General features: G+C 51.6%; 24 protein-coding genes. 7 read left to right on the plus strand and 17 right to left on the minus strand.

What is annotated here, in order from left to right:
* Positions 1-98: 98 nt before the first annotated feature.
* From paaD to BP95_RS0102875, 13 genes are all read right to left on the minus strand, one after another.
* Positions 99-599 carry a 1,2-phenylacetyl-CoA epoxidase subunit PaaD gene (gene paaD / locus BP95_RS0102815; protein ID WP_021256938.1) on the minus strand — a complete coding sequence of 167 codons (501 nt, stop codon included), beginning with the start codon at positions 597-599 and terminating at the stop codon, positions 99-101.
* A gap of 15 nt (positions 600-614) precedes the next feature.
* Entirely contained in the window at positions 615-1448 is an 834-nt protein-coding gene (paaC, locus tag BP95_RS0102820) for a 1,2-phenylacetyl-CoA epoxidase subunit PaaC (protein WP_021256939.1), read from the minus strand.
* Between the two features lies 1 nt (position 1449).
* The gene (paaB, locus tag BP95_RS0102825; protein WP_028531358.1) at positions 1450-1797 is read right to left on the minus strand and encodes a 1,2-phenylacetyl-CoA epoxidase subunit PaaB; all 348 of its coding nucleotides are present in this window, start codon (positions 1795-1797) and stop codon (positions 1450-1452) included.
* The gene (gene paaA, locus BP95_RS0102830) at positions 1794-2786 is read right to left on the minus strand and encodes a 1,2-phenylacetyl-CoA epoxidase subunit PaaA (RefSeq protein WP_021256941.1); all 993 of its coding nucleotides are present in this window, start codon (positions 2784-2786) and stop codon (positions 1794-1796) included. The genes paaB and paaA overlap by 4 nt, the downstream gene beginning before the upstream one ends.
* Entirely contained in the window at positions 2779-4221 is a 1443-nt protein-coding gene (lpdA, locus tag BP95_RS0102835) for a dihydrolipoyl dehydrogenase (RefSeq protein WP_021256942.1), read from the minus strand. The genes paaA and lpdA overlap by 8 nt, the downstream gene beginning before the upstream one ends.
* Complete coding sequence (locus BP95_RS0102840) at positions 4222-5571, minus strand: dihydrolipoamide acetyltransferase family protein (RefSeq protein ID WP_028531359.1); 1350 nt, start codon at positions 5569-5571, stop codon at positions 4222-4224. It abuts the gene before it with no gap.
* 22 nt (positions 5572-5593) lie between these two features.
* Complete coding sequence (locus BP95_RS0102845; RefSeq protein WP_021256944.1) at positions 5594-6577, minus strand: alpha-ketoacid dehydrogenase subunit beta; 984 nt, start codon at positions 6575-6577, stop codon at positions 5594-5596.
* Positions 6574-7680 carry a pyruvate dehydrogenase (acetyl-transferring) E1 component subunit alpha gene (gene pdhA / locus BP95_RS0102850; protein WP_394358396.1) on the minus strand — a complete coding sequence of 369 codons (1107 nt, stop codon included), beginning with the start codon at positions 7678-7680 and terminating at the stop codon, positions 6574-6576. The genes BP95_RS0102845 and pdhA overlap by 4 nt, the downstream gene beginning before the upstream one ends.
* Positions 7681-7766: 86 nt before the next feature.
* On the minus strand, positions 7767-8555 hold the full coding sequence (locus tag BP95_RS0102855; protein WP_021256946.1) for an ABC transporter ATP-binding protein: 789 nt from the start codon (positions 8553-8555) through the stop codon (positions 7767-7769).
* Positions 8542-9492, minus strand: a complete 951-nt coding sequence (locus BP95_RS0102860; protein ID WP_021256947.1) for an ABC transporter permease — start codon at positions 9490-9492, stop codon at positions 8542-8544. The genes BP95_RS0102855 and BP95_RS0102860 overlap by 14 nt, the downstream gene beginning before the upstream one ends.
* 27 nt (positions 9493-9519) lie before the next feature.
* Complete coding sequence (locus BP95_RS0102865) at positions 9520-10521, minus strand: ABC transporter substrate-binding protein (protein WP_028531361.1); 1002 nt, start codon at positions 10519-10521, stop codon at positions 9520-9522.
* Between the two features lie 403 nt (positions 10522-10924).
* Positions 10925-11680: a hypothetical protein gene (locus BP95_RS34455; RefSeq protein ID WP_197035272.1), complete on the minus strand. Its 756-nt coding sequence runs from the start codon at positions 11678-11680 to the stop codon at positions 10925-10927.
* Positions 11681-11793: 113 nt separating this feature from the next.
* On the minus strand, positions 11794-12555 hold the full coding sequence (locus BP95_RS0102875) for a DUF3891 family protein (protein WP_028531362.1): 762 nt from the start codon (positions 12553-12555) through the stop codon (positions 11794-11796).
* Between the two features lie 141 nt (positions 12556-12696).
* Here BP95_RS0102875 and BP95_RS33450 point away from each other — a divergent pair, with 141 nt between their 5' ends.
* Together BP95_RS33450 and trhA are read left to right on the plus strand one after the other, a co-directional pair.
* Positions 12697-12873, plus strand: coding sequence for a hypothetical protein (locus BP95_RS33450; protein ID WP_021256951.1), 177 nt, complete (start codon positions 12697-12699; stop codon positions 12871-12873).
* Positions 12874-13026: 153 nt separating this feature from the next.
* Positions 13027-13674: a PAQR family membrane homeostasis protein TrhA gene (gene trhA, locus BP95_RS0102885; protein WP_021256952.1), complete on the plus strand. Its 648-nt coding sequence runs from the start codon at positions 13027-13029 to the stop codon at positions 13672-13674.
* Between the two features lie 129 nt (positions 13675-13803).
* Here trhA and BP95_RS0102890 read toward each other — a convergent pair whose 3' ends face one another.
* The gene (locus BP95_RS0102890) at positions 13804-14997 is read right to left on the minus strand and encodes a GntR family transcriptional regulator (RefSeq protein ID WP_028531363.1); all 1194 of its coding nucleotides are present in this window, start codon (positions 14995-14997) and stop codon (positions 13804-13806) included.
* Between the two features lie 143 nt (positions 14998-15140).
* Positions 15141-15698, minus strand: a complete 558-nt coding sequence (locus tag BP95_RS0102895) for a GbsR/MarR family transcriptional regulator (protein WP_021256954.1) — start codon at positions 15696-15698, stop codon at positions 15141-15143.
* A gap of 323 nt (positions 15699-16021) precedes the next feature.
* On the opposite strand from BP95_RS0102895, the gene BP95_RS0102900 reads away from it, so the two are divergent.
* The 3 genes from BP95_RS0102900 to BP95_RS0102910 are packed head-to-tail and all read left to right on the plus strand — an operon-like array spanning position 16022 to position 19093.
* Complete coding sequence (locus BP95_RS0102900; RefSeq protein WP_081819795.1) at positions 16022-17341, plus strand: quaternary amine ABC transporter ATP-binding protein; 1320 nt, start codon at positions 16022-16024, stop codon at positions 17339-17341.
* The gene (locus tag BP95_RS0102905) at positions 17322-18161 is read left to right on the plus strand and encodes an ABC transporter permease (protein ID WP_028531365.1); all 840 of its coding nucleotides are present in this window, start codon (positions 17322-17324) and stop codon (positions 18159-18161) included. The genes BP95_RS0102900 and BP95_RS0102905 overlap by 20 nt, the downstream gene beginning before the upstream one ends.
* 5 nt (positions 18162-18166) lie before the next feature.
* The gene (locus tag BP95_RS0102910) at positions 18167-19093 is read left to right on the plus strand and encodes a glycine betaine ABC transporter substrate-binding protein (RefSeq protein ID WP_028531366.1); all 927 of its coding nucleotides are present in this window, start codon (positions 18167-18169) and stop codon (positions 19091-19093) included.
* Positions 19094-19301: 208 nt separating this feature from the next.
* Here the strand turns inward: BP95_RS0102910 and helD are convergent, their stop codons facing one another.
* Both helD and pcp read right to left on the minus strand, forming a co-directional pair.
* A complete protein-coding gene (gene helD / locus BP95_RS0102915; RefSeq protein ID WP_028531367.1) occupies positions 19302-21599 on the minus strand; it encodes an RNA polymerase recycling motor HelD in 2298 nt (765 codons plus the stop codon).
* A 78-nt stretch (positions 21600-21677) separates the two neighbouring features.
* Complete coding sequence (gene pcp / locus BP95_RS0102920; RefSeq protein WP_028531368.1) at positions 21678-22337, minus strand: pyroglutamyl-peptidase I; 660 nt, start codon at positions 22335-22337, stop codon at positions 21678-21680.
* A gap of 84 nt (positions 22338-22421) precedes the next feature.
* Here pcp and BP95_RS0102925 point away from each other — a divergent pair, with 84 nt between their 5' ends.
* Positions 22422-22874, plus strand: a complete 453-nt coding sequence (locus BP95_RS0102925; protein WP_021260612.1) for a DUF441 domain-containing protein — start codon at positions 22422-22424, stop codon at positions 22872-22874.
* A 607-nt stretch (positions 22875-23481) separates the two neighbouring features.
* Positions 23482-25218 (plus strand): ABC transporter ATP-binding protein, encoded by a 1737-nt coding sequence (locus BP95_RS0102930; protein WP_028531369.1) that lies wholly within the window; start codon positions 23482-23484, stop codon positions 25216-25218.
* The last annotated feature ends 17 nt before the right edge of the window (positions 25219-25235 follow it).

The raw sequence follows: 25235 nt of genomic DNA on the forward strand, positions 1-25235 counted from the left end.
CCTTAGAGCACTAGAGATTAAGCATTAAGCATTAAGCATTAAATACTAAGCACTAGAGCATTAAAGGCATTACGAACCATACAAGCCCAAGCCTAGCCTCACAACACTTTCAAGGCTTCGAACGGATTTTTGCAGTGCCTGCAGTATAAAATGCTGCGGCAAGCCGCCGGACCGAACATATTGTCCACGCGAGTGTAGGGAGAATCGCAGTAGGGGCACCGCACCTTCCACTCCTCCCCCGGCGTACAACCGCGCGGCGGTGCAACAATGCCGAATGAACGCAGCTTCTCCCGGCCTTCGTCGCTAATCCGATCCGAGATCCAGGCTGGTTCCCGCAGGAAGTGGACGTTCGCCTCGCGCACTTCCTCGATGGAAAGCAGCTTCTCCTGAATTTCGCTCCTCATCAATTCCAGAGCAGGACAGCCAATGAAGGTCGGCAGTACCTCCACCTCAACCACGCTCTCGTCTACAACTACCCTGTGAATCATCCCCATCTCGATCATGCTGATGACGGGGATTTCTGGATCCTTGACCTCCTGCAGCAGTGCCCAAATTCGTTCCTCAAGCCCCGTTGGCATCTGCCGCATAATCTGCGTCACGATGAACCGCCTCCTTTACCAGCTGGCCGCCGGGTCAATCCGGTACACCTCCGACAAGATGCCAACGACTTGCGTCAAATCGTCGGTATGCTGCCCGTCGCGTCCAGTCCTGACAGGAGTATTCCAGTCTCCTGGCCATGCGAGCCCACTCGCTTCGAACAAGCTCTGCGCCGATGTCTTCCAGCGCCGTGCCAATTCATCGCCACCTATGCTCAGACCGAAGCGTACGATCGCCTCCTCCTCGCTGCCTAGCGGGAACAGGCTTCCAATATCGCTCCACACCTGGGCTACAGCCGCAATCAATCGGGAACGCGCCTCGTTCGTGCCGCCTGCCAGCCGCGTGAACCAGGAGCGCCAATACCGGCTGTGATACTGATGCTCGCGCAGCATTTTGCTGGCCTCCTGCCTTAGCGGCACATACGAGGAATAGGTCAGCACTTCCAGCCGGATTTCCTTGAATAGGCCGTATAGGCTGCAGCGGGCAATCGCGAACGCCCAGTCGTAATGCGGCTCATTCGCATATTCGCCTGGTCCGTTCGGTCGCTCGAGCAGTATGGCATTGCGGAACGCCTCCGGGCTGCGCAAATGCGCCAGGTCATCCGCCTTGCCAGCTCCCAACTCCTCCAGCATCTCGTATAGCATCGCTGCATGCCCCATCATGTCCTGCGCCATCGAGGAGAAAGCGACATCTTCTTCGATGTGAGGCGCCAGCCCAAGCCATTCCGATCCCCGGTATGCCAAAATATAGTCATCGTCTGCAATCTGCAGCAAAAGCTCCTGCAGCGCCCGAGTATAATCCGGGCGGCGCTTGGCCTCTTCCGCCGCCGCTACTTCGATATGCTCCGACATTTCACCCCTCCTTCTGTGCTGCGATATCCACCATGCTCTCATACTCTTCCTTGTGGCGCCGCCACCTCGATTGGATGTCGCCATATCCCTTTGTTTCGCGGTAGCTTTTGTTGTCCAGCCGTTCGAGGCTCTCGCGTTCCTCCGGTGTCAGTCCGTGAATATCATCGCGGTTCACAACCCAGATGTTGATGCAGGGCTCGCGGCGCATGAAGTTCTCCCGCGCCATCAGGAGCGCGGCTTCCGGGTTAGGCGCCAACAAGCTGAACTGGTGCACGAAGCCGGCAGACGGGCTCTTTTGGCTGAATACCTCATAGACGGCAAATTTCTCTTTCCGTCGTTCGCTGCTCATATCGCCTCTCCTCCAGCCGCATAGGATGTACGGGGCGGAGGCGCCACCATCGCTTCCCGCACCCATTCCGCCTCTTCGTAGGACGTTTTCCGCAGCCGCAGCCGCTGTACTGAGCAAGGCCCGTTTCCACGCACAATTTGTACAAAGAGATCCCAATCGGGCTGCTGGTAATGCCAGACGCCCTCCGCTTCGTCGTAACGAATCGTGTCGTCCGGAAGCGTCAAACCCAAATGATAAATCCGGTTCACATATTTATGGAAAAAGGCCTGCCGCAGCTCCTCGTTCGTCTGCGTGCGAATCTTGTAACGCATGTTCATCTGCTGGTTGCTGGACACGGTTCCGCCTTCTGGCGGGCCAAAGAACATCAGCAAGGAAGGCCACCAGCGGTTTACGGCCTCCTGCAGCATCCGGCGCTGCGCCGGCGTTCCTTCGGCCAGCCCCAATACAATGCTTTCACCGTGCTGGGCATGGAATTTCTCTTCCGCGCATATGCGCTGGAGCGCGCGGGCATATGGCGCGTAGGATGTCTCGAGCGACATAGACTGGGTAATGATCGCGGCGCCGTCGACGAGCCAGGCGATGACGCCGGCATCTGCCCATGTGGGCGCCTCCATATGGAACACGTTGTGGAATTTCAGCTTTCCTGAGAACAGATTGCGCAGCAGGTCCTCACGAGTCTGGCCAAGCGGCGCCATTAGATCCTCCGCGACCCGCAGCAGCAGCTGTCCATGTCCCATCTCATCCTGCACCTTAGCCATAATCGCCAGTTTGCGGCGCAGCGTCGGCGCCTTCGGAACCCATTCCTTCTCCGGAAGCGCCCCCATTATTTCACTAACGCCATGCATCGATATCAGCTTAATTAACTGGTTGCGGTAATCGTCTGGCATCCAATCGTCCGCTTCAATCTTGTCTCCCCGGTCAATTCGGTTCAGAAAATGCGCCAAACGCTCGTCGTCCAGCGATCCATCCTGGCCCTTCCGATTACTCATCTTCCAGCCTCCTCTCGTTCACAATGTGTATGGCATGCCCCAAAGCGGCGGCGGCGGCTTCCAGCCAGCCTTCACTAAGCGTCGGATGCGGATGCACCGTCATAGCCACATCCTCCGCTCTCGCAGCCATTTCGAGGGCGAGGACCCCCTGGCCAATCAAGCTGCCGGCATCCGCCCCAACCACATGCATGCCCAACAGCAAGCCGGTATCCTCTTCGATGACTACTTCCGCAAAACCGTCTATCTTCCCAGCCGCCAATGCGTATCCGTTAGCACGGAAAGGAAAGCGGCCCGTTTTTACCTTAATGCCCTGCCGCTCGGCTTCCGCCCGCGTCAGTCCCACTCCGGCAATTTGCGGGTCAGAAAAAATAACGTACGGCACATACGGCGAGTCGAAAGCACTCGGCAATCCGCCGATCACCTCCGCGGCGACCGTGCCCTGCCTCGCGGCGCGATGAGCAAGAGCAGGCCCCGGCGTAATATCACCAATGGCGAAAATGTGGCGCACATTGGTTCGACATTCCGCATCGACCGGAACATAGCCGCGCTCATCCATTCGTACCCCGGCCTGACTGAGACCGAGTCCTTCTGTGTTCGGCATGCGTCCGACTGTCACAAGCACCTTGTCGCAGAGGACGCTCTCCTCCCCTTGCTGCCTCGATTCGAGTCGCAGCTCAACATGATCATCATGCTCCATAACCGCGCGCACTTCCGTACCCATCTTGATGACCATCCCTAGCTTGCCGGCGCGCCGCTTCACTACCGCAGCGAGGCTGCCTTCCACAAGCGGGAGAATTCGCTCCTCGCGCTCAATAAGTGTGACGCGGCATCCAAGTTTGGCGAATGCCATGCCCAATTCGATGCCAATATAGCCGCTCCCGATAATGACTAAATGCTCCGGTATACTGTCCGATTCCAGCGCCCCCGTGGAAGTGAGGATGCGGGAACCACCTGCCGCAGCGAATGCTGGGAGATGCGGCCGCGATCCTGTCGCGATAACCGCCTGCTTGAACTTGTAGGTCTCGAAGCCGGATTCCGTCTCTACCCCGACGCGGTCATCGGACAGGAAGAGTGCGCTCCCTTTCACGACCGTAACCCCGTTAGCGGCGCAGAGCTGCGCCACTCCGCTTCCCAGCCTGCCGACAATTCCGGACTTCCACAACTGCCAATCGGACATATTGAAGGAAAGAGCCCCAGGCTCCATCCGCAGTCCCAGCTTGGAAGCCGATCTGGCTTCGTCATACAATCCGGCCGCATGAATCAGCGCCTTGGACGGAATGCAGCCCGAATGAAGACAAACACCGCCGAGCTCCTCTTTTTCCACCAACACGACCGATTTGCCTAACTGGCCCAGCCGGATCGCTGACGTATAGCCGCCAGGCCCGCCGCCAATGACAACAACATCCGTTTCTACTGCAATTTCACCGACGACCATCTATACCATCTCCGCCCATAATAAGTCGGGCTGCTCTAGCAGCCGCTTGATCCGATTCGTGAATCGAATCGCCTCCGCCCCATCGATAAGTCGATGGTCGAAGGAAAGCGCCATATTCATCATGAGGCGTATGACACCTTCCCCATTGCGAACGACCATGCGCGGCTCCATTTTGTGCAGCGCCAGAATGGCCGCTTCCGGATGGTTAATGATCGGCGTTGCGAGCAGGCTGCCGATCGGGCCGACGTTGCTGATCGTGAAGGTACCGCCGGTAATGTCCGCAAGCTTCAGCTTTCCTTCCCGCGCCCGCTCCGACAACCGCCCAATTTCTTCCGCCATCTCAAATACTGTCTTCCGGTCGGCGTCCCGGATAACCGGAACAATAAGACCGTCCGGTGTATCGGTCGCAATCCCGATGTGATAATAGCGCTTCAACACAATTTCCTTCGTCTCGTCATCAAGCGAAGCGTTGAAGAATGGGAACTCCTTAAGCGCGATGACAATTGCCTTGATGAAAAACGGCAAGTATGTCAACTTCACCTGCCGTTCGGCCGCCAGCGGCCGAAGCCGCTCACGCAGCGCCTGCAGGGCATCGGCTTCCAGTTCATCCACCTGCGTGACATGCGGGATGATGGTCACTGCCTTAACCAGCCTCTCGGCGATCTTCAAGCGAATGCCGCGCAGCGGAAGCCGCTCCTCGGCGCAAGAAGTCGGTGCGGCCCCATGCAACCCGGCAGCGGCATTCTGCGGCCGGACAGCGGAAGCCGTCCGCTCCAGCGCAGGCTGAACCGCATTTTCCCATGTTAGGTCTGCCCCTGCCCCTTCCGCTTCCTTAGTCGTGCCCGCAGCAGCATAGCGCCGTACGTCCTCTTCCGATATCCGCCCGGCGGCTCCGCTCCCCTTCACTTGCTCGATGTCGACATTCAACTGCCTCGCAAGCTGGCGAACATAGGGAGCTGCGCGCACTCTTTCCACAGGTAATTCAGCAGACACCGACGGCGATGTCGCTGCAGACAATGGCAAGGCCACTGCTGGTGATGGCGAAGGAGCGTTGACAACCGCTGCCACTGAAGCCGCCTGTTCCGCCTTGCCCGCTTCCATCGCAGGGATGCGCCCCTCCGCTTCGAGAAGGAACAATACCTCGCCTACTCGAACTCCAGCACCCTCGGCGAACATCAGCTTGCGCACTACGCCGGCCGCCGGAGAGGTCAGCTCGGCGTTCACTTTGTCCGTCTGCACCTCGACGATCGGCTGATCGCAGGCCACCCATTCCCCTTCCTTAATGAGCCATTTCCCGATCTCCCCTTCGTGGATGCCTTCTCCTACGTCGGGAAGCTTGAACTCTATCATTCGCGTTCCTCCTCCTGAACGGTCAGAACTGTATCGCTGCAGCGATTCCTTCTCTTACCCGCCCGACCGTCGGAACATAGACATCCTCGAGCGAGAACTGCGGAACTGGCACATCAAAGCCAGTAATTCGCTGAATCGGAGCCCGCAAATACATCAGCGCTTCATCATTGATCAGCGAAACAATTTCTGCTCCGACGCCGGCCGTCTTCTGCGCCTCATGAACAATTATCGCGCGGCCTGTTTTCTTCACGGATGCGGCAATTGCATCCCGATCAAGCGGATACAACGAGCGGAGATCGATGACCTCACAAGACCAGCCCTTCTCCTGCTCCAGCTGCCGCGCCGCTTCAAGCGCCACCCGCATCATGGCCCCCCATGAAATCAGCGTCACATCTGTGCCTTCCCGGACAATGTTCGCCTTCCCTAGCGGAATGCGGTACATCTCTTCCGGCACTTCTGCCTTGAAGGCTCGGTAAATCCTTGCCGGTTCCAAAAATACGACCGGATCGGGATCCTCAATGGCGCTAACAAGCAAACCCTTGGCATCGTAAGGATTGCTCGGTACGACCACCTTAAGCCCGGGCGTATGAACGAAGAATGCTTCCACACTCTCCGAATGAAGCTCTGGCCCTCTAATTCCCGCGCCGTATGGCGTGCGGATAACAATAGGGACATTGTACTGTCCCCGCGTCCGATACCGCATGCGGGCCGCATGTGTGACGATCTGCTCGAAGCCGGGATAAATGAAGGCCAAAAACTGAATTTCAACGACTGGAATGAAGCCATTCAGCGCCAGCCCGATTGCCGAGCCAATAATGCCGGCTTCAGCCAGCGGCGTATCCACAACCCGCTCCTGGCCGTACTTCTCGAATAGTCCTTCCGTTGCTCGAAACACACCGCCGTTGACGCCAATGTCTTCCCCTGTCAGCATGACGCGCTGATCGTCCGCCAGCTTCTGATCAAGTGCTTCATTAATCGCTTGCAAGATCGTTACGTTCCGGCTCATGCTTCACCCTGCCTTTCCGCACACAGGCCGCTCTGTTCCCGCTGCTCAGCCACAGGCCACAGCATGTCAGCGTTTACGTGCATGAACATATCCTCAGGCTGGGAATTCGGATAGCTCTCCGCCTCTGCAACCGCGGCCTCGATAAGGCCGCTGATCCGATCCACAAGACGCTCCTCATGCTCCTGGCCCCAAATTCCCCTCTTCACGAGATACCGCTTCAAGCGCTCTATTGGATCGCGCTGCTCCCTCCACTCGGCAGAGAGCCGGGCTTGATCCCGATATTTGCGCGGATCGTCGCTGGTCGTATGCGGCCCGTAACGGAACGTGACTGCCTCGATAAGCGTCGGTCCGCCGCCGTTCAAGCCGCGTTCAATCGCTTCGCGTACGGTCAGCCAGACGGCGAACACATCGTTACCATCCACTCGAACACCCGGCATATCGTAAGCAGCCGCGCGCTGGGCGATCGTTCGGGAAGCGGACTGCGCATGGAACGGCACGCTGATGGCGTAGCCGTTATTCTGGCAGAAGAATACAGTAGCCGTCTGATATACCCCGGCAAAATTCAAGGCCTCATGGAAATCTCCCTCCGAGGTTGCCCCTTCGCCGAAGTACACGATGCTCGCCTGCTTCTCACCCTTTAGCTTAGCGGCCCACGATGTGCCTACGGCATGCGTCAAATGCGTGGCTATCGGCACGCATGGCGGCATAATATGGCGGCCTTCCGGACTGATCGAGCCTTCCATATGGCCCATCCAATAAAGCAGCACCCTGCTGAGCGCCTGCCCATGCGTAATTGCAGCAGCATGATCGCGATAGCTGGGAAACAACCAATCATTGGGGGACAGTGCCAGTGCACTCCCGACCTGCGAGGCTTCCTGCCCCTCATAAGGGGCGTACGTGCCCATTCGGCCCTGCCTTTGCAGGTTGACCGCCTTCCGATCGAACATTCTTGTCAGCATCATGTTCTCGTACATTTTTATTGCCAGATCCTCGTCAATGGCTCCCTCGGTAGGGTGGCGAAGCTCTCCGTCCGGCGCCAGCACCTGATAGGGTTCAAGCACTTGATACGGCTCAAGCAGCCCGCGCATATCTTCATGCCGCATTCTCTTTCCTGCCTTCTCTATAACTGGCGAGGCAGACGGATGCCCCTGACTTTGAATCATCAATACCGCTCCCTTTCCCTTTTTTGCTATCCCAACAGCAAGCGGTCATCCGCGACTCCCTTCAACTGGGAGAATTTTTTCAACAATACCTCAATCGTCAAATGCTTCTTTTCCTCCTCCGGCACATCCAAAATAATCTCGCCTGCATCCATCATAATCAGGCGGTTGCCGAGCTCGATGGCTTGCTGCATATTGTGCGTCACCATCAGCGTCGTGAAGTTGGAACGCTCGACGACTTCCTTTGTCAGCGCTGTAATCAATTGCGCCCGCGCCGGGTCAAGCGCAGCCGTATGCTCATCCAGCAGCAACACCTTCGGCTGCGTGAAGGTCGCCATCAGCAGGCTAAGCGCCTGCCGCTCTCCGCCTGACAGCAGTCCGGCCTTAGCTGACAGCCGATTCTCGAGCCCTAGGTGCAGTGAGGCAAGGCTCTCGCGGAACAGATCCTTCCGCTTCTTGTTCACACCCCGGTACAGGGTACGTCCTTTGTCACGCGAGTAAGCAACCGCGAGATTCTCCTCAATCGTCATCGTCGGCGCCGTGCCAGCCATCGGGTCTTGGAACACGCGCCCGATCTTGCGCGAACGCTCGAATTCAGAGAGGCTGGTCACGTTCTCGCCGTCGATTTCAATGGCTCCGCTATCTGGAGTCATCCCGCCCGAGATCATATTCATCAGCGTGGACTTGCCCGCCCCATTGGAGCCGATAATCGTTACGAATTCACCCTCACGAAGCGTCAAGTTTATATGTTGCAGAGCAATTTTCTCGCTCGCCGTCCTGCGGTTGAACACTTTTCGAATCCCCTCAAGTTTCAGCATGGCTTTCCCCCCTTGCTCCGTGGTCGATGGACAGGTGTGGAGCATCTTCTTGAAAGGATCTCATTCGCCTTTCTTTCCATGTTGTTAGAACCCGTGACATGACAAGGGCAGCGACCACAATGACGGCGGTTAGCAGCTTCAGGTCATTCGGATTCAACCCGATGCGGAGTGCAAGCATAATAATGAGGCGATAGACTATAGCTCCTCCGATTACGGCGAAGGTTGCCCGCCGAATGGAAGCACGACCGAACACGGCTTCCCCCATAATGACGGAGGCCAAACCGATGATGATAATGCCGATTCCCATTGAGACATCCGCAAACTCCTGATATTGGGCGAAAAGCGCGCCGGATAGCGCTACCAAGCCATTAGACAGGCTCAGCCCGATAATTTTCATATTGTCGGTGTTCGCAGAGAGGCTGCGGATCATTTTCGTATTGTCGCCGGTGGCCCGAATCGCGAGGCCAATCTCTGTATCCAAAAACCAGTCAATGGCCCATTTGATGAGCAGAACGAATATCCCTACGGCTGCCAAAATCGCAAGCGGCTGCAGACTGGACAAGAAGGATTTGAGCTGTGTGAATAGAGTGCTTTCCCCCAGCAGCGGTGTATTCGCCTTACCCATAATCCGCAAATTGATCGAATATAAAGCAATCATCGAAATAATACCGGACAGCAGCGTATTGATTTTCCCTTTCGTATGGAGCAGTCCGGTCACGGTTCCTGCCACACATCCCGCCAGCAGCGCCCCCAATGTAGCGAGCAGCGGGGAATAGCCGGATGTAATCATGACAGCCGCAACGGCCCCGCCGGTGGCAAAGCTGCCATCTACGGTCAAATCGGGAAAGTCGAGAATTCGAAACGTTACGTAAACGCCCAGAGCCATTAACGCGTAAATGACCCCTGCTTCCAAAGAACCTGTCAGCGCATATAGCACGATAGCATCCTCCTAATTTGGAACGACTTATTTCTCTATCAGGATTGCGCCTTGTGTCATCTCTTCCGTCAATTTGATTCCTTGCGCCTCCGCCGCCTTCGGGTTAATCATCAGATCCAACTTCTTGGAGACCTCAACGGGGATATCTGCCGGCGATGTGCCCTTCAGAACCTTCACAGCCATCTCACCTGTCGCGTAGCCGAGATCATAATATTTGAATCCGATTGATGCGAACGCGCCTTCCCCAACCGATTCACTGCTCTCGCAGAAGAGCGGAATGTCCTTGTCATTAGCGACCGAAACGACTGAGCTTAGCGCCGAAATGACCGTATTATCAGACGGGAGATAGATGATGTCCGCGCGGCCTACCAGCGAATCGGCAGCCTGCTTCACCTCCGAACTGTTCGTCACGGTGGCCTCGACCGTCTCCAATCCGCCTTCCTGCAGCACCTGCTTCACATTGGCGATGTTGACAACAGAGTTCTGCTCCCCGGAATTGTAGATAACGCCTACCTTGCGGGCCTCAGGGAAAAACTTCTTCATCGTCTCCATCGTCTTCTTGATCGAGTCTGGATTCGTGTCGCGCGTGCCTGTCACATTGCCTCCTGGCTTTTCAAGACTGTTGACCAGCTTCGATGCAACCGGATCCGTCACAGCCGTGAACAGCACGGGAATGTCTTTCGTCGCCTTCACAACCGCCTGTGCGGTCGGTGTAGCGATTGCCAAAATGAGGTCATTTTTATCGCCCACCAGCTTTTGAGCGATCGTGAGATTGTTGTTCATATCCCCCTGCGCATTGTGGAAATCAACTTGCAAATTAACATTGTCCTCGTGCCCAGCGTCCTTCAGCGCCTGCAAAAAGCCTTCTCTCGCCCCATCCAGCGAAGGATGATCCGCGAACTGCGCAATGCCGATTTTGATCATCTTTTTGCCGTCTGCATCCTTACCCATGTCCTTCGGTTCGTCTGAGTTCCCACATGCTGTCAGCAACAGTGAGCAAACCATAAAAATCGGGAAAAACAGTTTCATCCAACCTCGCTCCTTTGCAACAATAATTGGTATTGATTGCGCTTTCAATATAATAATTAGATAAAAAGCGTATTGGCGAGTTGTTTAGATATAAGGCTTTCAAGGCTCTCTAGTGGTATCAAGACATGTTAGGGATTCGCTCTGCTGCTTCGCAGAAAATTCGTTCCTAGTCTGTTGCTGTGTTTCATCTGGAAGGATAAACGTGAATGCGCTTGCCCTCGTGGCTGAGCGCTGCTGCCTGATGGCTTAGATGTGGAGATGTCGCGTATGTATGCGTTGTAAAGATCGCGTAGATGCACAGATCCGTGCTAAATGCTGGAGTTTTTTCATTTCGAAATCGTTGAGTTGCTCAACATAATCGAGCATTTGTAATACGTTTTTTCTATGGTGCGTTATTTTAACGTTATATTATCATGCCGTCATAACTAATGTCAATATTTGGACAAATTTTTATATGAAATGTGTGATTTATGTTATATCCCATGCCGTGAAAACAAAAAAACCTGAAAGGTACAGGCCATTCAAGGTCGATTGAGCACTTATGCAAGCTTGTATAAATTTGTTGACTGGTCAAAAAATAAAGCGGTGACACCGCGATCATCAGATCGTCAGCGTACACCGCTATCCCGTATTTAGAGCAATAATCCCTATTCCTTTTGCTCAAAAAATTCCGTATGTATAGGCTTAAAAATCCGAAATCTCCGGTTTTTTCCACAGCATCGCTGCTTGCAAACGCGCTTAATGAAAAGACGGCAAAGAACAAAAGCGAAACACAGGTCAGAATACATATCGGAATCAAGAGCCATTTATTACGGTTCCCCATGATATAAAATTCAAATAATCCGAAGGCCACCGCAAGCGGAAATCCAGGCCATACCGTACCGAATGCATCGAACAGCATCCCGATTTGACATACCACACCGCTAACGATCAAGATCCCGCCAGGTATAAGCAGCCCCGCTGCGCGCCCCTTGGTAACAAAGAAGAACATAAAATGAAAAAACAAACCGAGTGGGATGACAAACAATGTTGGCCAAAAATAACCGAATATGCTCCCCGCAGTTGCAAACTTCTCAGCGCCCCATCCGCTCCATGTAACCAGCATCAGCAAAATACCGAAGCCGATTAATGAGAGCGCCTTAATACTTCTACTATTCAAACTCCTCTACCTCCCTTTACTTTCCCAATGTTACCCCTATTTCGTTATCCATACGCCGCTTCATAAGACGACATTCCCCTCGCTAATCCCTTCATTCCCTTTATGAAAAAAATTTATGTGACATGAATGACCTGCTCTCTCCGTTCAGCCTCCTTATAGGCGCTGGCAATCCCTGACTTGTGTATTTGCTCCTTGGCTACAACTTTATAAGATAACACGGCGGTAAACGGTTCCGTAAATGGAGTTGGAGTTACCCGAATCGTCCTGTCATCCAGCCACTCGGCTTGCAATTGCTCACCTGATTCCATATTAAAAGGCTCTGTGCGCTCGAAGCCGTCCTGGTACCAAGGGAACTCTTCTGCTTTTTGTACTCCTGGCTCATTCAAGCACACATACAGGGACAGATCATCGCAAAATTGAAGCATTCGAAAATGATTGGCTATCGTCGAATCCGACAAATCCACAACTTGTTCCCTAATTCGCTGTTGACGCTGCCGTTCATGCTGGAGAAATTCGATTACGTCCTGCTGCTCTTCTACATGAAAGAAAGAGGCGAAATGCTTGCTGCACAATAGGCTGGCATATGGATTGGCTGTCTCGATATCGTCCAGCCCCTTACGATAGAACACAAGCTTTAAGGCCATCGGATAATCCATGAATGTATACGGCTCCTGTTGTGCGTCATTCCAAATTGGTGTATCGTCAAGTCCGATCCAGCTGCAATCATGCTCGTAGGCAGCATATACGGCATCCTTATATCTGTCACAAGTACCAAGCAATTCCGTGCGGAACTTCGAAGCGATTTCGCCGGATAGATATCCATGGTCGTGCTGTGCAATGCATACGATTTCATCTTTCCTCGTCCGAATAATCATTTTCATACAGCTCCTTTATCGTCGTACTGTCCATATAAGGCAAGGAAGTGCCATTTTTGATCCTTACTTAGGACTCACGGTTATTGATTTTTCCATTGGCAGCAGTTATGCTGTGTGAGATGAACATTTAGGAGGGATATTATGAGTAAGACATCCAACAAGCGCCGCAAGTCAGAGCGCGCAGGACATTTAGACCCGAGCTTACTGCGGGGAAGCTGGACACGGAAGCCGTATACACAAGTCGTGCCGAATAAGAAAGCAGAGCAGCGCCGAAGCCTATGCCGGAAACGGGTAGATGACGGCGCTGTTGCTATTTAACAACATCTAATCTTTTTGTATCTCCTCATCTCCTCGAATTTGTTATCTTTTCGAAAAGTGCCATTGAACATTTGCAGCTTCTTCCCTGCTTCGATACAATATGAGTAAGCAGATCCGATTGGACGGATCCCACAGAAAGGAAGGTGCCGCCGTATGGCTAACACTCACACCTATTCGCGCGGCGAAGAAATCGCTAACGCGATTACGCATGGCATTGGAGTCGTTATGAGCATAGCTGCCCTGACGCTGCTTATCGTATTCGCCTCATTGTATGGACAACCCATTCATGTCGTCAGCTTTACGATTTATGGGATATCGATGCTTCTCTTGTATACCTCGTCGACATTGGTGCACAGCTTCCCTGAAGGAAAAGTAAAGGACTTGTTCGAGACCTTCGATCACGCATCCATCTATTTATTCATCGCAGGCACTTATACACCGCTTGTCTTAATCGCATTGCCTAAGCTTATCGGCTGGACACTGTTCGCCATCGTATGGACCATTGCTGTCGGAGGCGTTGTATTCAAAGCCTTCTTCACGAAGCGATTCCTCTTCATGTCCACGCTGCTCTATATTGCTATGGGGTGGTTGATCGTGTGGGCGTGGCATCCATTGACAGAGGCTATGCCATCCTTCGGACTGACGATGCTGATCATTGGCGGTATCCTATATACACTAGGCACTATATTCTACGTATGGAGAGGTTTCCCCTTCCATCATATGATATGGCATCTATTTGTGCTAGCAGGTTCCGTTGCTCACTTCTTCTCCGTACTGACCTTAGTCCAAATTCATGTATAGCTCGTAAGTAGAGGTTGTTCACAAAGTCCGCTTTTGATCACGCACTATGTAGGATTTACCCGATTGATGAAGCCGCCAATCTCCGCTTGCCGCAGAGATTGGCGGTTTTGTGTAGGTTGATGCAGAAGTTTATTGTTCGCTCTGGCATGGGCCAGTTGAACGTCTATTTACGAATTGAGGCTCGAGGATAACCTTGTGGTACGCTTCTTTGCCGGCTTGCCCTTCCTGGTCGGAACGCTCCATAATATCCGCTAATATCGTAGCGGCACGGCGTCCAATCTGTGCTTCATTCTGATAAATATGACTAAAGAATGTCTCTCGCTCCTCCAAGTGCTCTGGATCATCAAACGTCACGATCGAGATATCCTCTGGCACTCTCAGTCCCGCCCGCTTCGCGATCTGATGCATGCGCATACCAAGCTTGCCATGCAGCGCAATATACGCAGTGGCCATCTCACTCTTCATATACCGAGCAAGTACAGAATCATCGGCTTCCTCTCCGACAGGAAGCGTAAAATCAGTTAGAATGAGTGCCGGATTGATCATGGCCCCCCGTCTCTGATATTCATTCATATACCCTGCTATGCGATCCTGCACACTCACACAATCTCGGAACGCATCTGTGCAGATCGCAATATTCCGGTGACCGAGTTCCCATAAATGAGCTACCGCCATCTCCGCGCCTTTGCGGTTGTCCGAGCATACATAATGGGTGTCCACTCCAGGCAAATATCGATCGATAAGCACGAATGGGAAACCATTTACCTTCAATGACAATATTTCTTCATTGTAGATATCTTCATCCACAGGGAATAACAGCAAGCCTGATATGCCCATGTCCAGCATCTCCCGAATTTGCTGCTCTTCCCGCTCCTTCGAGCCTCCGCTAAAGGCCACGATTAGAGAGTATCCACGCTCGTTCAACGTCTGCTGAATCGAATTAATAAGCCGCATCGCAAAATAATCATCTAATGTTGGCATCATGAATCCGACTACATTTCTTCTTCGTTCCTGATTTCCAGAGCCTGCTCCATTGACATCCAATCCTTCTGTACCTCCAGCTTGCTCATCACGTACCGAGCTGGAGCCAATTGATTTCGGCTCCGCTACGAAGCTGCCTCTTCCGGGGACTCGATAAATCAACCCTTCCTTCACAAGAGCTGCAAGCGCATTCACAACTGTAATGCGGCTAACTTGGAACTGCTCCATCAGTTCCTTCTCTGTCGGAATTCGGTCATTCGTCTTCAATTGTTTCGTATGAATCATATCCTCAATATATCGCTGAACTTGCAAATATAGCGGCGATCGAGAATCATAGCTCATTTAGATCATCCTTAATTATTAATTTAATATATATAATATAGCATTTAGGTAGAAGAGACAATGATTAGGGAAAATTCGGAAGCAAAAAAGAGCGATGCACCACTCTCCACCGCTCTTTCCCAGATTCATATCTAAACGGACGACTATCGCTCGTGCTTCGGGATATACGTAAAGATATCACCGGATTCAAACGCATCTATCAATTGATTAAGCCATCCATAATACGCTTCCGCCTGCTCCATCTTGGCGATATCCTTCGCAATGACTGCTGCAAGCTGTTCATCCTCCGAGCTGCCGCGCAGCAGCTCCAGCTCTTTGACTGAACGCCGAATCGCAGACAAGTTCATCTCTACAGCTTTTCTCCATTTCAGACCGAAGTAATCAGCAAATGTCTGATGCCAGTCCTGTTCTGCCTCATATAAATCCTTGCGCGTCCCCTTCTCCCACACTTTATGCACCATCTTCATGTCTACAAGTGTGCGCACGCCCGTACTCATGCTTGTCTTGCTCATCTCCATCTCCTGCTTCATGTCATCCAACGTCATCGGATGATCACTGAAGAACAGCAGGCCGTACAAATGCCCAGTAGAATGGGTCATGCCGTACAAGTCCATATTTTGTCCGATCGCTTCAATGACACGATTGCGAGCCTTCTCCACGGCGCTCTTCTGCTCCTGTGTCAACTGTGCGAACGTAGTCATGAGTCATTCCTCCTGTGCCGAATCCTATCCCTGCAGCAATGGCAGACCGATTCGAAACCGCCCTATATATATTTGTCGAACATTGCTGTAAAAGCTCATTCTCTATGTTCCACGAACATTGTAAGAGAATAGGAACAAATTGTAAAGAAGCAAATGGGATAGCAATATTTAGCATATTGGAGAATTCGAAAGAATAAGTTTATAAAGTTTTTTCTGAACGTATCTTACAAACTGTTTTCATGGTTGTTCTCTGTTTTTTCCAAGGGTTAAAATGGATATAGCGTAAACAACGCTCAATTCCATACGCAAGAGAGGTGACAGGATTGTCCATGATCAAGGTCAACCAAGTGACTAAAATATTTGGACAGCACGAACAAAAAGCACTCACTCTACTGCAACAAGGGTGGTCAAGAGAGCGGCTCGCCACAGAAAAACAAGCGACCGTAGCTGTGAACCAGGTATCCTTTGCCGTGGAAAAAGGAGAAATCTTCGTTATTATGGGCTTGTCCGGCAGTGGCAAATCCACACTCGTGCGCATGCTAAACCGACTCATTGAGCCAACCTCAGGTGAAATCTGGCTGAAGGATCGCAATATTTCGAGACTGAATGCAGGCGATTTGCGAGAGGTGAGGCGAAGGACAATTGGGATGGTATTTCAGAAGTTCGCACTTTTCCCCCATCGTACTGTGCTTGACAATGCCGCTTATGGCCTCGAAATACAAGGTCTCTCCAAGGAACATCGCTACCGCAAGGCGACTGAAGCGCTAGAGCTCGTCGGTCTAGGTGGCTGGGAAGACAAATACCCGGAAGAACTGAGCGGCGGCATGCAGCAGCGAGTTGGATTGGCACGTGCCTTAGCTAATAATCCAGATATCCTCCTTATGGATGAAGCATTCAGTGCACTAGATCCGTTAATCCGCCGCGACATGCAGGATGAACTGCTTGCCCTGCAGCAGAAAATGCACAAAACCATCATTTTCATTACCCATGACTTGGATGAAGCGCTGCGCATCGGCGATCGCATCGCCTTGCTGAAAGACGGCAAGCTTATTCAGATTGGAACCCCTGAGCAAATGTTGATGCAGCCAGCTGACGAATATGTAGAGCGATTCGTTGAAGGCGTAGACTTATCCAAAGTCCTTACCGCCTCGCATATTATGCGCAGGCCAGAGACGATATCCTTAGATCGCGGGCCGCGAGTGGCGCTGCAATTAATGAGGGATATCGGTATTTCCACACTGTTCGTCGTCGGAAAGGATAAGTCCCTTCAAGGAGTCGTTACAGCCGAACAGGCTAGCGAGGCAGCACGCACAGGCCTATCCTTGCAACAAGTCATGCACATCGACGTTCCCATCGTACCTCCCTCTATTGTTCTTCATGAACTGCTCGCTCTATCTGGCGAAGCGAAGCTTCCTATTGCTGTTGTCGATCCGGATGGCAAGCTAATGGGCGCAATCGTACGCGGTGCCGTACTCGGAGCGCTGGCAGGCAATCTAATTGACTCAGCGGATGAGATGGATGATTCTACGAAATCTATGCCAACTGCCTCATTAGGACTCGAACGCCTAGAGCCCTTAGCTAACGCTGACAACAGCAGTCGCTCTACGGAAGGAGTGACAATCGATGCAGCTGAGAATCGGTGATTGGGTCGAGCACGCCGTCAATTGGCTAAGCACGAACGCAGATGGATGGTTCCGACTGCTCTCCAAATGGATTGAGCGAATCGTTGAGGGCATCTCGGATCTCTTTTTGCTGCCACCGTCTTATGTGTTCATCTTCATGGCCGCACTGCTTGCCTTTGTCATCGGCCGGTGGTCACTATCGCTGCTTACGCTTATCGGGCTCTTTATCATTGACTGGCTTGGATACTGGGAACCCACAATGAATACACTTGCACTCGTAATTGTCGCCACAATCCTATCAATCATCATCGGCGTCCCGCTAGGCATCGCTTGTGGAAAAATAGACCGATTGTCCCGAATTGTCAAGCCAATACTGGACTTCATGCAGACGATGCCGGCATTTGTCTACCTGCTTCCCGCCGTATTTCTATTCGGCCTAGGAATCGTTCCTGGCGTGATCGCCTCTATTATTTTTGCCGTTCCTCCTACCATTCGTCTAACGGAACTCGGCATACGTCAAGTGCCGCACGATATGATCGAAGCAGCTTCGGCGTTCGGCTCTACATCCATGCAGACCTTATGGAAGGTACAGCTTCCCGTAGCCATGCCGACACTAATGGCCGGCGTGAATCAGACCATCATGCTAACGCTATCCATGGTCGTGATCGCATCCATGATCGGGGCACAAGGGATTGGCACCGAAGTCTATCGGGCTGTCACCATGCTTAAAATCGGCAAGGGATTCGAGGCAGGACTGTCTGTTGTACTGTTAGCCATCATCTTGGATCGTTTCTCTCAACAATGGCTGAAAAAACGGAGAACGAATAAACAAGGAGCGTGATGGAAATGAAACAGCGTCGTACAAAGTATTGGGTGCTGGTTGGACTTGTTGCTATGTTAGGCTGGACTTTGGCCGGATGCACTGACTCATCAAGCAGCACGGCTGGCAATGATGGAACCGCGAGTTCAACAGGTGACAGCATCGGGAAGCAGGTTGATTATAAGATTATCGGAATTGATGCCGGTGCAGGCATTATGCAATCAACAGAAGCAGCTCTTAAGGAATATGATCTGACCGATTGGAAGTTGATCGAAGGCTCCGGGGCGGCGATGACTGCCGCTCTCGATAAAGCGATCAAGAAGCAGGAGCCTATCATTATTACGGGTTGGACGCCACATTGGATGTTCGCGAAGTATGAATTGAAATACTTAGAGGATCCAAAGGGAATCTACGGCGGCGATGAAGAGATTCATACGATTGCTCGCAACGGATTGAAGGAAGATGAGCCAAGTGCGTACAAGACATTGGATAGATTCGAATGGACGGCTGCAGACATGGCCAAGGTAATGGTGGACATTCATGATGGTCAGGAGCCGAAGGATGCAGCTAAGGCTTGGATCGAAGCGAATACAGACAAAGTCCAGGCCTGGACGAGCGGAGTCGATAAGGTTGAGGGGAAGAAGCTCAAGCTTGGATATGTGGCTTGGGATTCCGAAATAGCGAGTACAAATATCATTGCTTCCGTATTAGAAAATGAAGTCGGGTATAAGGTCGATCTGATTCAGGTAGAGGCTGGCCCAATGTGGACAGGTGTTGCCAATGGCGACGTTGACGCAATTGTAGCAGCTTGGCTGCCTACTACCCATAAGGACTATTATGAGCGCTTCCAAAATAATGTGGACGATCTTGGCCCGAATTTGAACGGTACCAAAATTGGTCTCGTCGTCCCTTCTTATGTTAATATTCAATCGATTGAGGATATGAAGAAATAGACCCCACATTATGGGCAGTCCTTGTCTGATAGATAGAGCGGAAGCATCGTACCGTGATATCCAAGCCATCACAGATGATTATGCGCATCGTAATAGCGAATACACGATACTATCATCCATTTAAAAAAAGCGCCTGTGGCAAGGATCGGATTCCCGATTCAATGTCACATGGCGCTTCTTCAATTGCGTACATATAAGTTGTTATCCGTTAGCTTCTTCCTTGGTTCCATGAATCAAGGAACGGTGTCACTGATCCAACTGCCAACAAGGCAAGGCGATGCATCGCTCGCGTACACACCGTGTAGAACAGCTTGCGATCTGCTTCATTCCCATAAGCCTGCTCTTGCGCGTCAAATACAATAACTCCATCGAATTCAAGACCCTTCGCCAAGTAGGATGGGACAACCCATAGTCCAGATACGAACTGCTTCGTATGCTTCGATACCCGCTTCAATTGCGGGAAGCTGTGCTGCAAGCGTTCGTGAACCTGCGCCGCTGTCGCTTCATCCTTCGTAATAATTGCGATGGAAGCAAGCTCCCCTGCCTCAGTCCATGCCGATAGCTGCTTACTAGCTTGATCCAGCTGCTCCTCCTCGTCCTCGCAGCGAATGAGAATAGGCTCTTCACCCTCTCTACTGAAAGGCTCTACCTTCTCGCCATTTGGCAGCACACTGCTCGCGAGCTCCATAATATTTCGGGTGGAGCGATAGCTCTTGCGTAGCGTAATAACACCGGACTTCTTCTCTGAGAATACAGCTTGCAGCGCGGACGCCGACCCCATACGATTCGATTCGTAGATCGCTTGATTCCAATCGCCCAATATCGTGAAGCGGCTGCGTGGGAATAACCGTGTCAGCAGCGCATATTGGAATGGCGAATAGTCCTGCGCCTCATCGATCACTACATGACGAATATGGTTGAAGGTGTCGAATCCTTCTACACTTTCAATCAAATACAGCAATGGGGAAGCATCTTCAAACGGAATCATCCCCGATTCGAACTGCTTTACTGCCCGCTGGCCAATTGCCCGTATTGTCTCCACGTCAATGGTTTCATTGCCGCTCGCGATACCATCCGTCTGACGTGCCCAATGCTCAAGCTTGCGCATGCAGTCACAATACATCTCTTCCCAATCGACGAAGCGAAGCTCCTTCGCCTGCTTGCGGAACCGCTTCAACCACTTGTTCACCTGCTTGCGGCTCAAGTCGCGAAGCTCTTCTTCCGTCCCTAAATAATTCGGCTGCTGCTGCAGCTTGCGATAGACACGCTTCTGTTCCTTCACTGCCCAAGCACGAAGCTGTTCCAGCAGCCAATCTCTCAGCTTGTCCATCCGAGCAGGCAATGACCAATCCGCAAGCTGGCCATAGAATTGCTCCGCAAGCTGTTCGGTGCTAATAATCGTCCGCTTCGGCGTTCCGAAGCGAATGAAGCGCATGCCTTCCCGCTGCAAGGATTCAATATAGCGATCGAGGATCTGCTGATAACCCGCCGAAGCTTTCCATCTTGCCGCAGCCGCTTCGACTCTTGCCCCTCTAGAAGCTGTCCAGCGTTCCATGCCCTGCATGAGGCGTTCCGTCTGGTCATAAATGTCCTCAATATTACGCTCGGTGACGAGGCGATGCTCGATATAAGATTGGAACGTCGTCTGCGTCATATTCTCCTCACCAAGCTCAGGCAATATGCTGGACACGTAATCATTGAATAGATCATTCGGTGAGAATAAGATAATTTGCTCGGAGCGCATGCTGCTGCGATATTTGTACAGCAGGTACGCAATTCGCTGCATAGCTGCTGACGTCTTGCCGCTTCCTGCCGCTCCCTGCACAATAAGCACATCATGCAGGTCATCCCGGATAATCGCATTCTGCTCGCGCTGTATCGTGCTGACGATACTCTTCATCTTCGTGTCAGCGCTCCGCTTCAGCATCTCCTTCAGCATGTCGTCGCCGATCTGAATACCGGTATCGAAGACAGCCTCCAAGCGGCCATTTCGAATAAGGAACTGACGCTTGAGCGTCATCTCTCCTTCAATAACTCCTGCTGGAGTCCGATATTGCACCGGACCTGGCGCATAATCATAGAACAACCCGGCTATCGGCGTACGCCAATCGTAAACAAGATGTTCTCCGCTCTCTTCATCCGACACGGACATGAGCCCGATATAGACTGGTAGCGTCTCCATGTCACCATCTTCTATAAAGTCAACGCGCCCGAAGTAAGGCGCCTGAATATGCTTGCGCAGCTTGTTCAGCCATTTGGCTGCATGCTTCTGTACGCGTTCGTGGCTTGCCAAGTCCTTCGCCTGCTGCATGATGCTCACATACGTCTCGAACATCTCGTCATTATCGACCGATACCTCGTCCCAGAATTGGCGCTTCATCTCCACAATTTCTGCTTGACGTTCCTCAGCGGTCGCTTCTAATGCAGTGATCTGGCGATCCATTAAGCGAAGCACGCCTGTTAGATATAATTCTTCCTCATCCCTCATGGATGGTTGTTCGTTCACCTTGCAACTCCTTTCTGCCTGCTGGCCGATTCGAATCCTCTTAGGATCTGTATCGAAAAGTACTATTATATCCTAAACTTAGGCCCCATGTAACGTCCCTGCACTTTCATTTGCATTCTCCGCATCATCTAAGTGAAGAATGACCGTTTCAAGCGCCTTCACCACATCATCCTGCGACATACTCGGCATGTTGGAATAACGAGCTGCCTGTACGGGCAAAAAAGGGATATGAATAAATCCGCCGCGCTTATAATTTGGATCTTGCTGCTCATTAAGAAGGTGCATCAGCTGGTAAAATATCGCATTACACACGAACGTTCCCGCTGTATAGGAAATCGAGCATGGGATGCCCTCTTCTTGTACAGCCGCGCGAATTGCCTTCAAAGGCATACGGGCCCAATAGGCAACTGGCCCATTCTCGACAATGGCTCCATCAGTTGGCTGCGCCCCATCATTATCAGGTATGCGTGCATCCTTCAAATTAATGGCTACACGTTCCAGCGTAATATCCGGTCTGCCTCCGGCTTGACCGACACAGATCACGGCTTCCGGCTTCACTTGCTCCATTACTTCCGCCAGCACGGTTCCCGCCCGCTCGAATGAGGTTGGAAGCTGGATGGCATGAACGTCGTAACGTCCGATACTGCGACCATGAAACAGCTTAACTGCCTCCCAAGAAGGATTAATCGTTTCATTGCCGAATGGGTCAAACCCTGTGATGATTACTGTGTTGCTCATCGATACAGCACCCCGCTCTGTTTTATTTTCAATACGTAGGAAATATGCTATTCTTGTCAACGAATGTGAAAGGAGATACATACCATGTCACAACTAGATATTTCATCCCTCATCCTGCTCGGATTTGCAGGACTCGGCATTGTAAGCGGCAATTCTACCGTTACGATCGCGATGGTCGTTCTTCTGCTGCTCCGCGTGACGAACATGCAGAGCCTATTCCCTTGGATTGAGAAGTACGGACTAACCGTTGGCATCATTATCTTGACGATCGGAGTCATGGCACCGATTGCAAGCGGCAAGATGTCCATCGATACGATCGCGCAATCCTTCATGAATTGGAAGTCGCTGTTAGCTATCGCCGTCGGAATCCTCGTTGCGTATTTGGGAGGCCGTGGTGCCCAATTAATGACTCAATCTCCAACTGTGGTCGCTGGTCTGCTCGTAGGCACCGTCCTTGGCGTGGCCTTGTTCCGCGGTGTTCCGGTCGGCCCTCTCATTGCAGCAGGCATATTGTCATTGCTGCTCGGGAAATCATAACGATGACCTCGAATCATCTTCATCATACGATGATTCCTGATATACGGCAAATCACCTATTAGGGCTATTTTTCTCGCATAGCAGCTGTTTTAGCTGCCGCATATTAGCAGTTGAGCAGCATATATGATCGATGGGATTAGGCACGTCAAATGTTAAATTTGTGCAACAAAATGATTGACAATATTTCATCCACAGTGCTAGAATCAACAAGCAGACAGGACGATAACAATGAATCGTCCAACTAAATTGATGCAGAAAGGCAGGTAAACTCCATGTTGACAGTACAATTGCTAAATCAACACATTGATAACGCAGCACAAGCAATTTCATATCAGTGGAGCCCTGCTGAACCGAGCGATCTGACTGGTTTCTAACCATTAGATCGAACGGAAGAATGAATCCATTTCGATAGATCATGAGGTACTGATTGGGTAATCGCCAATCAAGTGCCATGATGGATTTCGGATCGTGGAATCAGGATTGGACAACGGGCGCTCACCGCTCGTACATATGACCTTATTCAACAAGGGATATCGTTTACGAACGGTATGCCCTTTTTTTATTGTCTGACGATCAATCTGCAACAAATGACAAAGGATGTGAATGTATGTTTTCCGTACTAGGAAAGCTCGGCTGGTTCTTTAAAGAACACAAAACGAGATACTTAATCGGGGTAACCCTGCTCATCGCAGTAGGCATACTTGAACTTCTGCCTCCCCGACTGCTTGGTAATGCTATCGATGAGATCGTAACAGGTGCGATCACGTGGCAATCTCTTACGAAGTACCTATTTTACATTCTCGGTTCCATGGTTATCATTTATGGAATTACGTATGTATGGATGTATCAAATCTTCGGCGGAGCCAACCTTGTGGAGCGCAAGCTGCGCTCCAAGCTGATGCGCCAGTTCTTGAAGATGACGCCTCCGTTCTTCGAGAAGAATCGTACAGGCGACTTAATGGCTCGATCAACGAATGACCTGCGTTCCGTTGCCATGACAACTGGCTTCGGCATGCTTACCTTAACCGACTCGACTGCATTTCTCGCGACCGTGCTTGTCGCAATGCTTATTATGCAGTGGAAGCTGACACTTGCGGTGCTGCTCCCGCTGCCCTTCATCGCCATCGCAATGAAGATATTCGGCAAGAAGATTCATGAGCGCTACACCATTGCACAGGATGCGTTCGGCAAAATGAATGATCAGGTGCTCGAATCAGTTGGCGGTGTGCGCGTACTTCGCGCCTATGTACAAGAGAAATCAGATGAACAGCACTTCCGCAACATCGTACAGGACGTGTATGAGAAGAATGTCGCTGTTGCCAAAATTGACGCGTTGTTCGATCCGGTTATTCGCTTGTTTATCGGACTTAGCTATATGATCGGGCTTGGATTCGGTGCTTATCTGATTATTCATAATGAGATGACACTAGGTGAATTGCTGACATTCAATATGTACCTTGGATTTATGATCTGGCCAATGTTTGCCATAGGAGAACTTATCAATGTTATGCAGCGCGGGAATGCCGCAATGGATCGGGTAAACGAAGTTCTTCATTACACCCCAGATGTACAGGATGCAGCGCAACCGAAGGAAGTCGATGTTCCAGCGACTTTTACTTGGAAGCATTACAAATTCCAGTATCCATCGTCGACGGTGCCTAATCTGGAGGACATTTCACTTACGCTGCGCAAAGGTCAGACGTTGGGCATTGTCGGGCGTACCGGCAGCGGCAAGTCAACGTTCATTAAACAATTGCTGCGGGAATACCCGATTGGAAATGGTCAGTTCTTAATTAATGATGTGCCGCTCGATCAAATTCCAATGGATCAACTCCACAGCTGGATCGGTTATGTGCCGCAGGAGCAAATTCTATTCTCAAAGACCGTGAAAGAAAATATTCTACACGGTTCAGAACATGGTACGGAACAAGATGTGATGAATGCCATCGATACGGCCTCCTTCACACATGACCTTCCTACCCTGGTCAACGGTATCGACACGATCGTTGGTGAGAAAGGTGTGGCGCTGTCTGGCGGTCAGAAGCAGCGTGTATCTCTGGCACGTGCCTTCATTAAAGACCCAGAAGTGCTTATTTTGGATGATGCCCTCTCTGCGGTAGATGCACGGACAGAAGCGAATATTATTAAGAATATTCGTGAGCAGCGTGCCGGCAAGACGACACTCATTACCACACACCGTCTGTCTGCCATCGAGCATGCAGATATGATTATTGTCATGGATGACGGACGCATCGTCGAGCAAGGCACGCACGAGCAACTGCTCCAGCAAGGCGGCTGGTATAAGGAACAGTATGACCGCCAGCAATTGGAGTCTGGATTGTAAGAAGGGAGGAAATACAC

This window comes from Paenibacillus sp. UNC217MF, assembly GCF_000686865.1.
Taxonomy (GTDB): Bacteria; Bacillota; Bacilli; order Paenibacillales; family Paenibacillaceae; genus Paenibacillus_B; species Paenibacillus_B suaedae.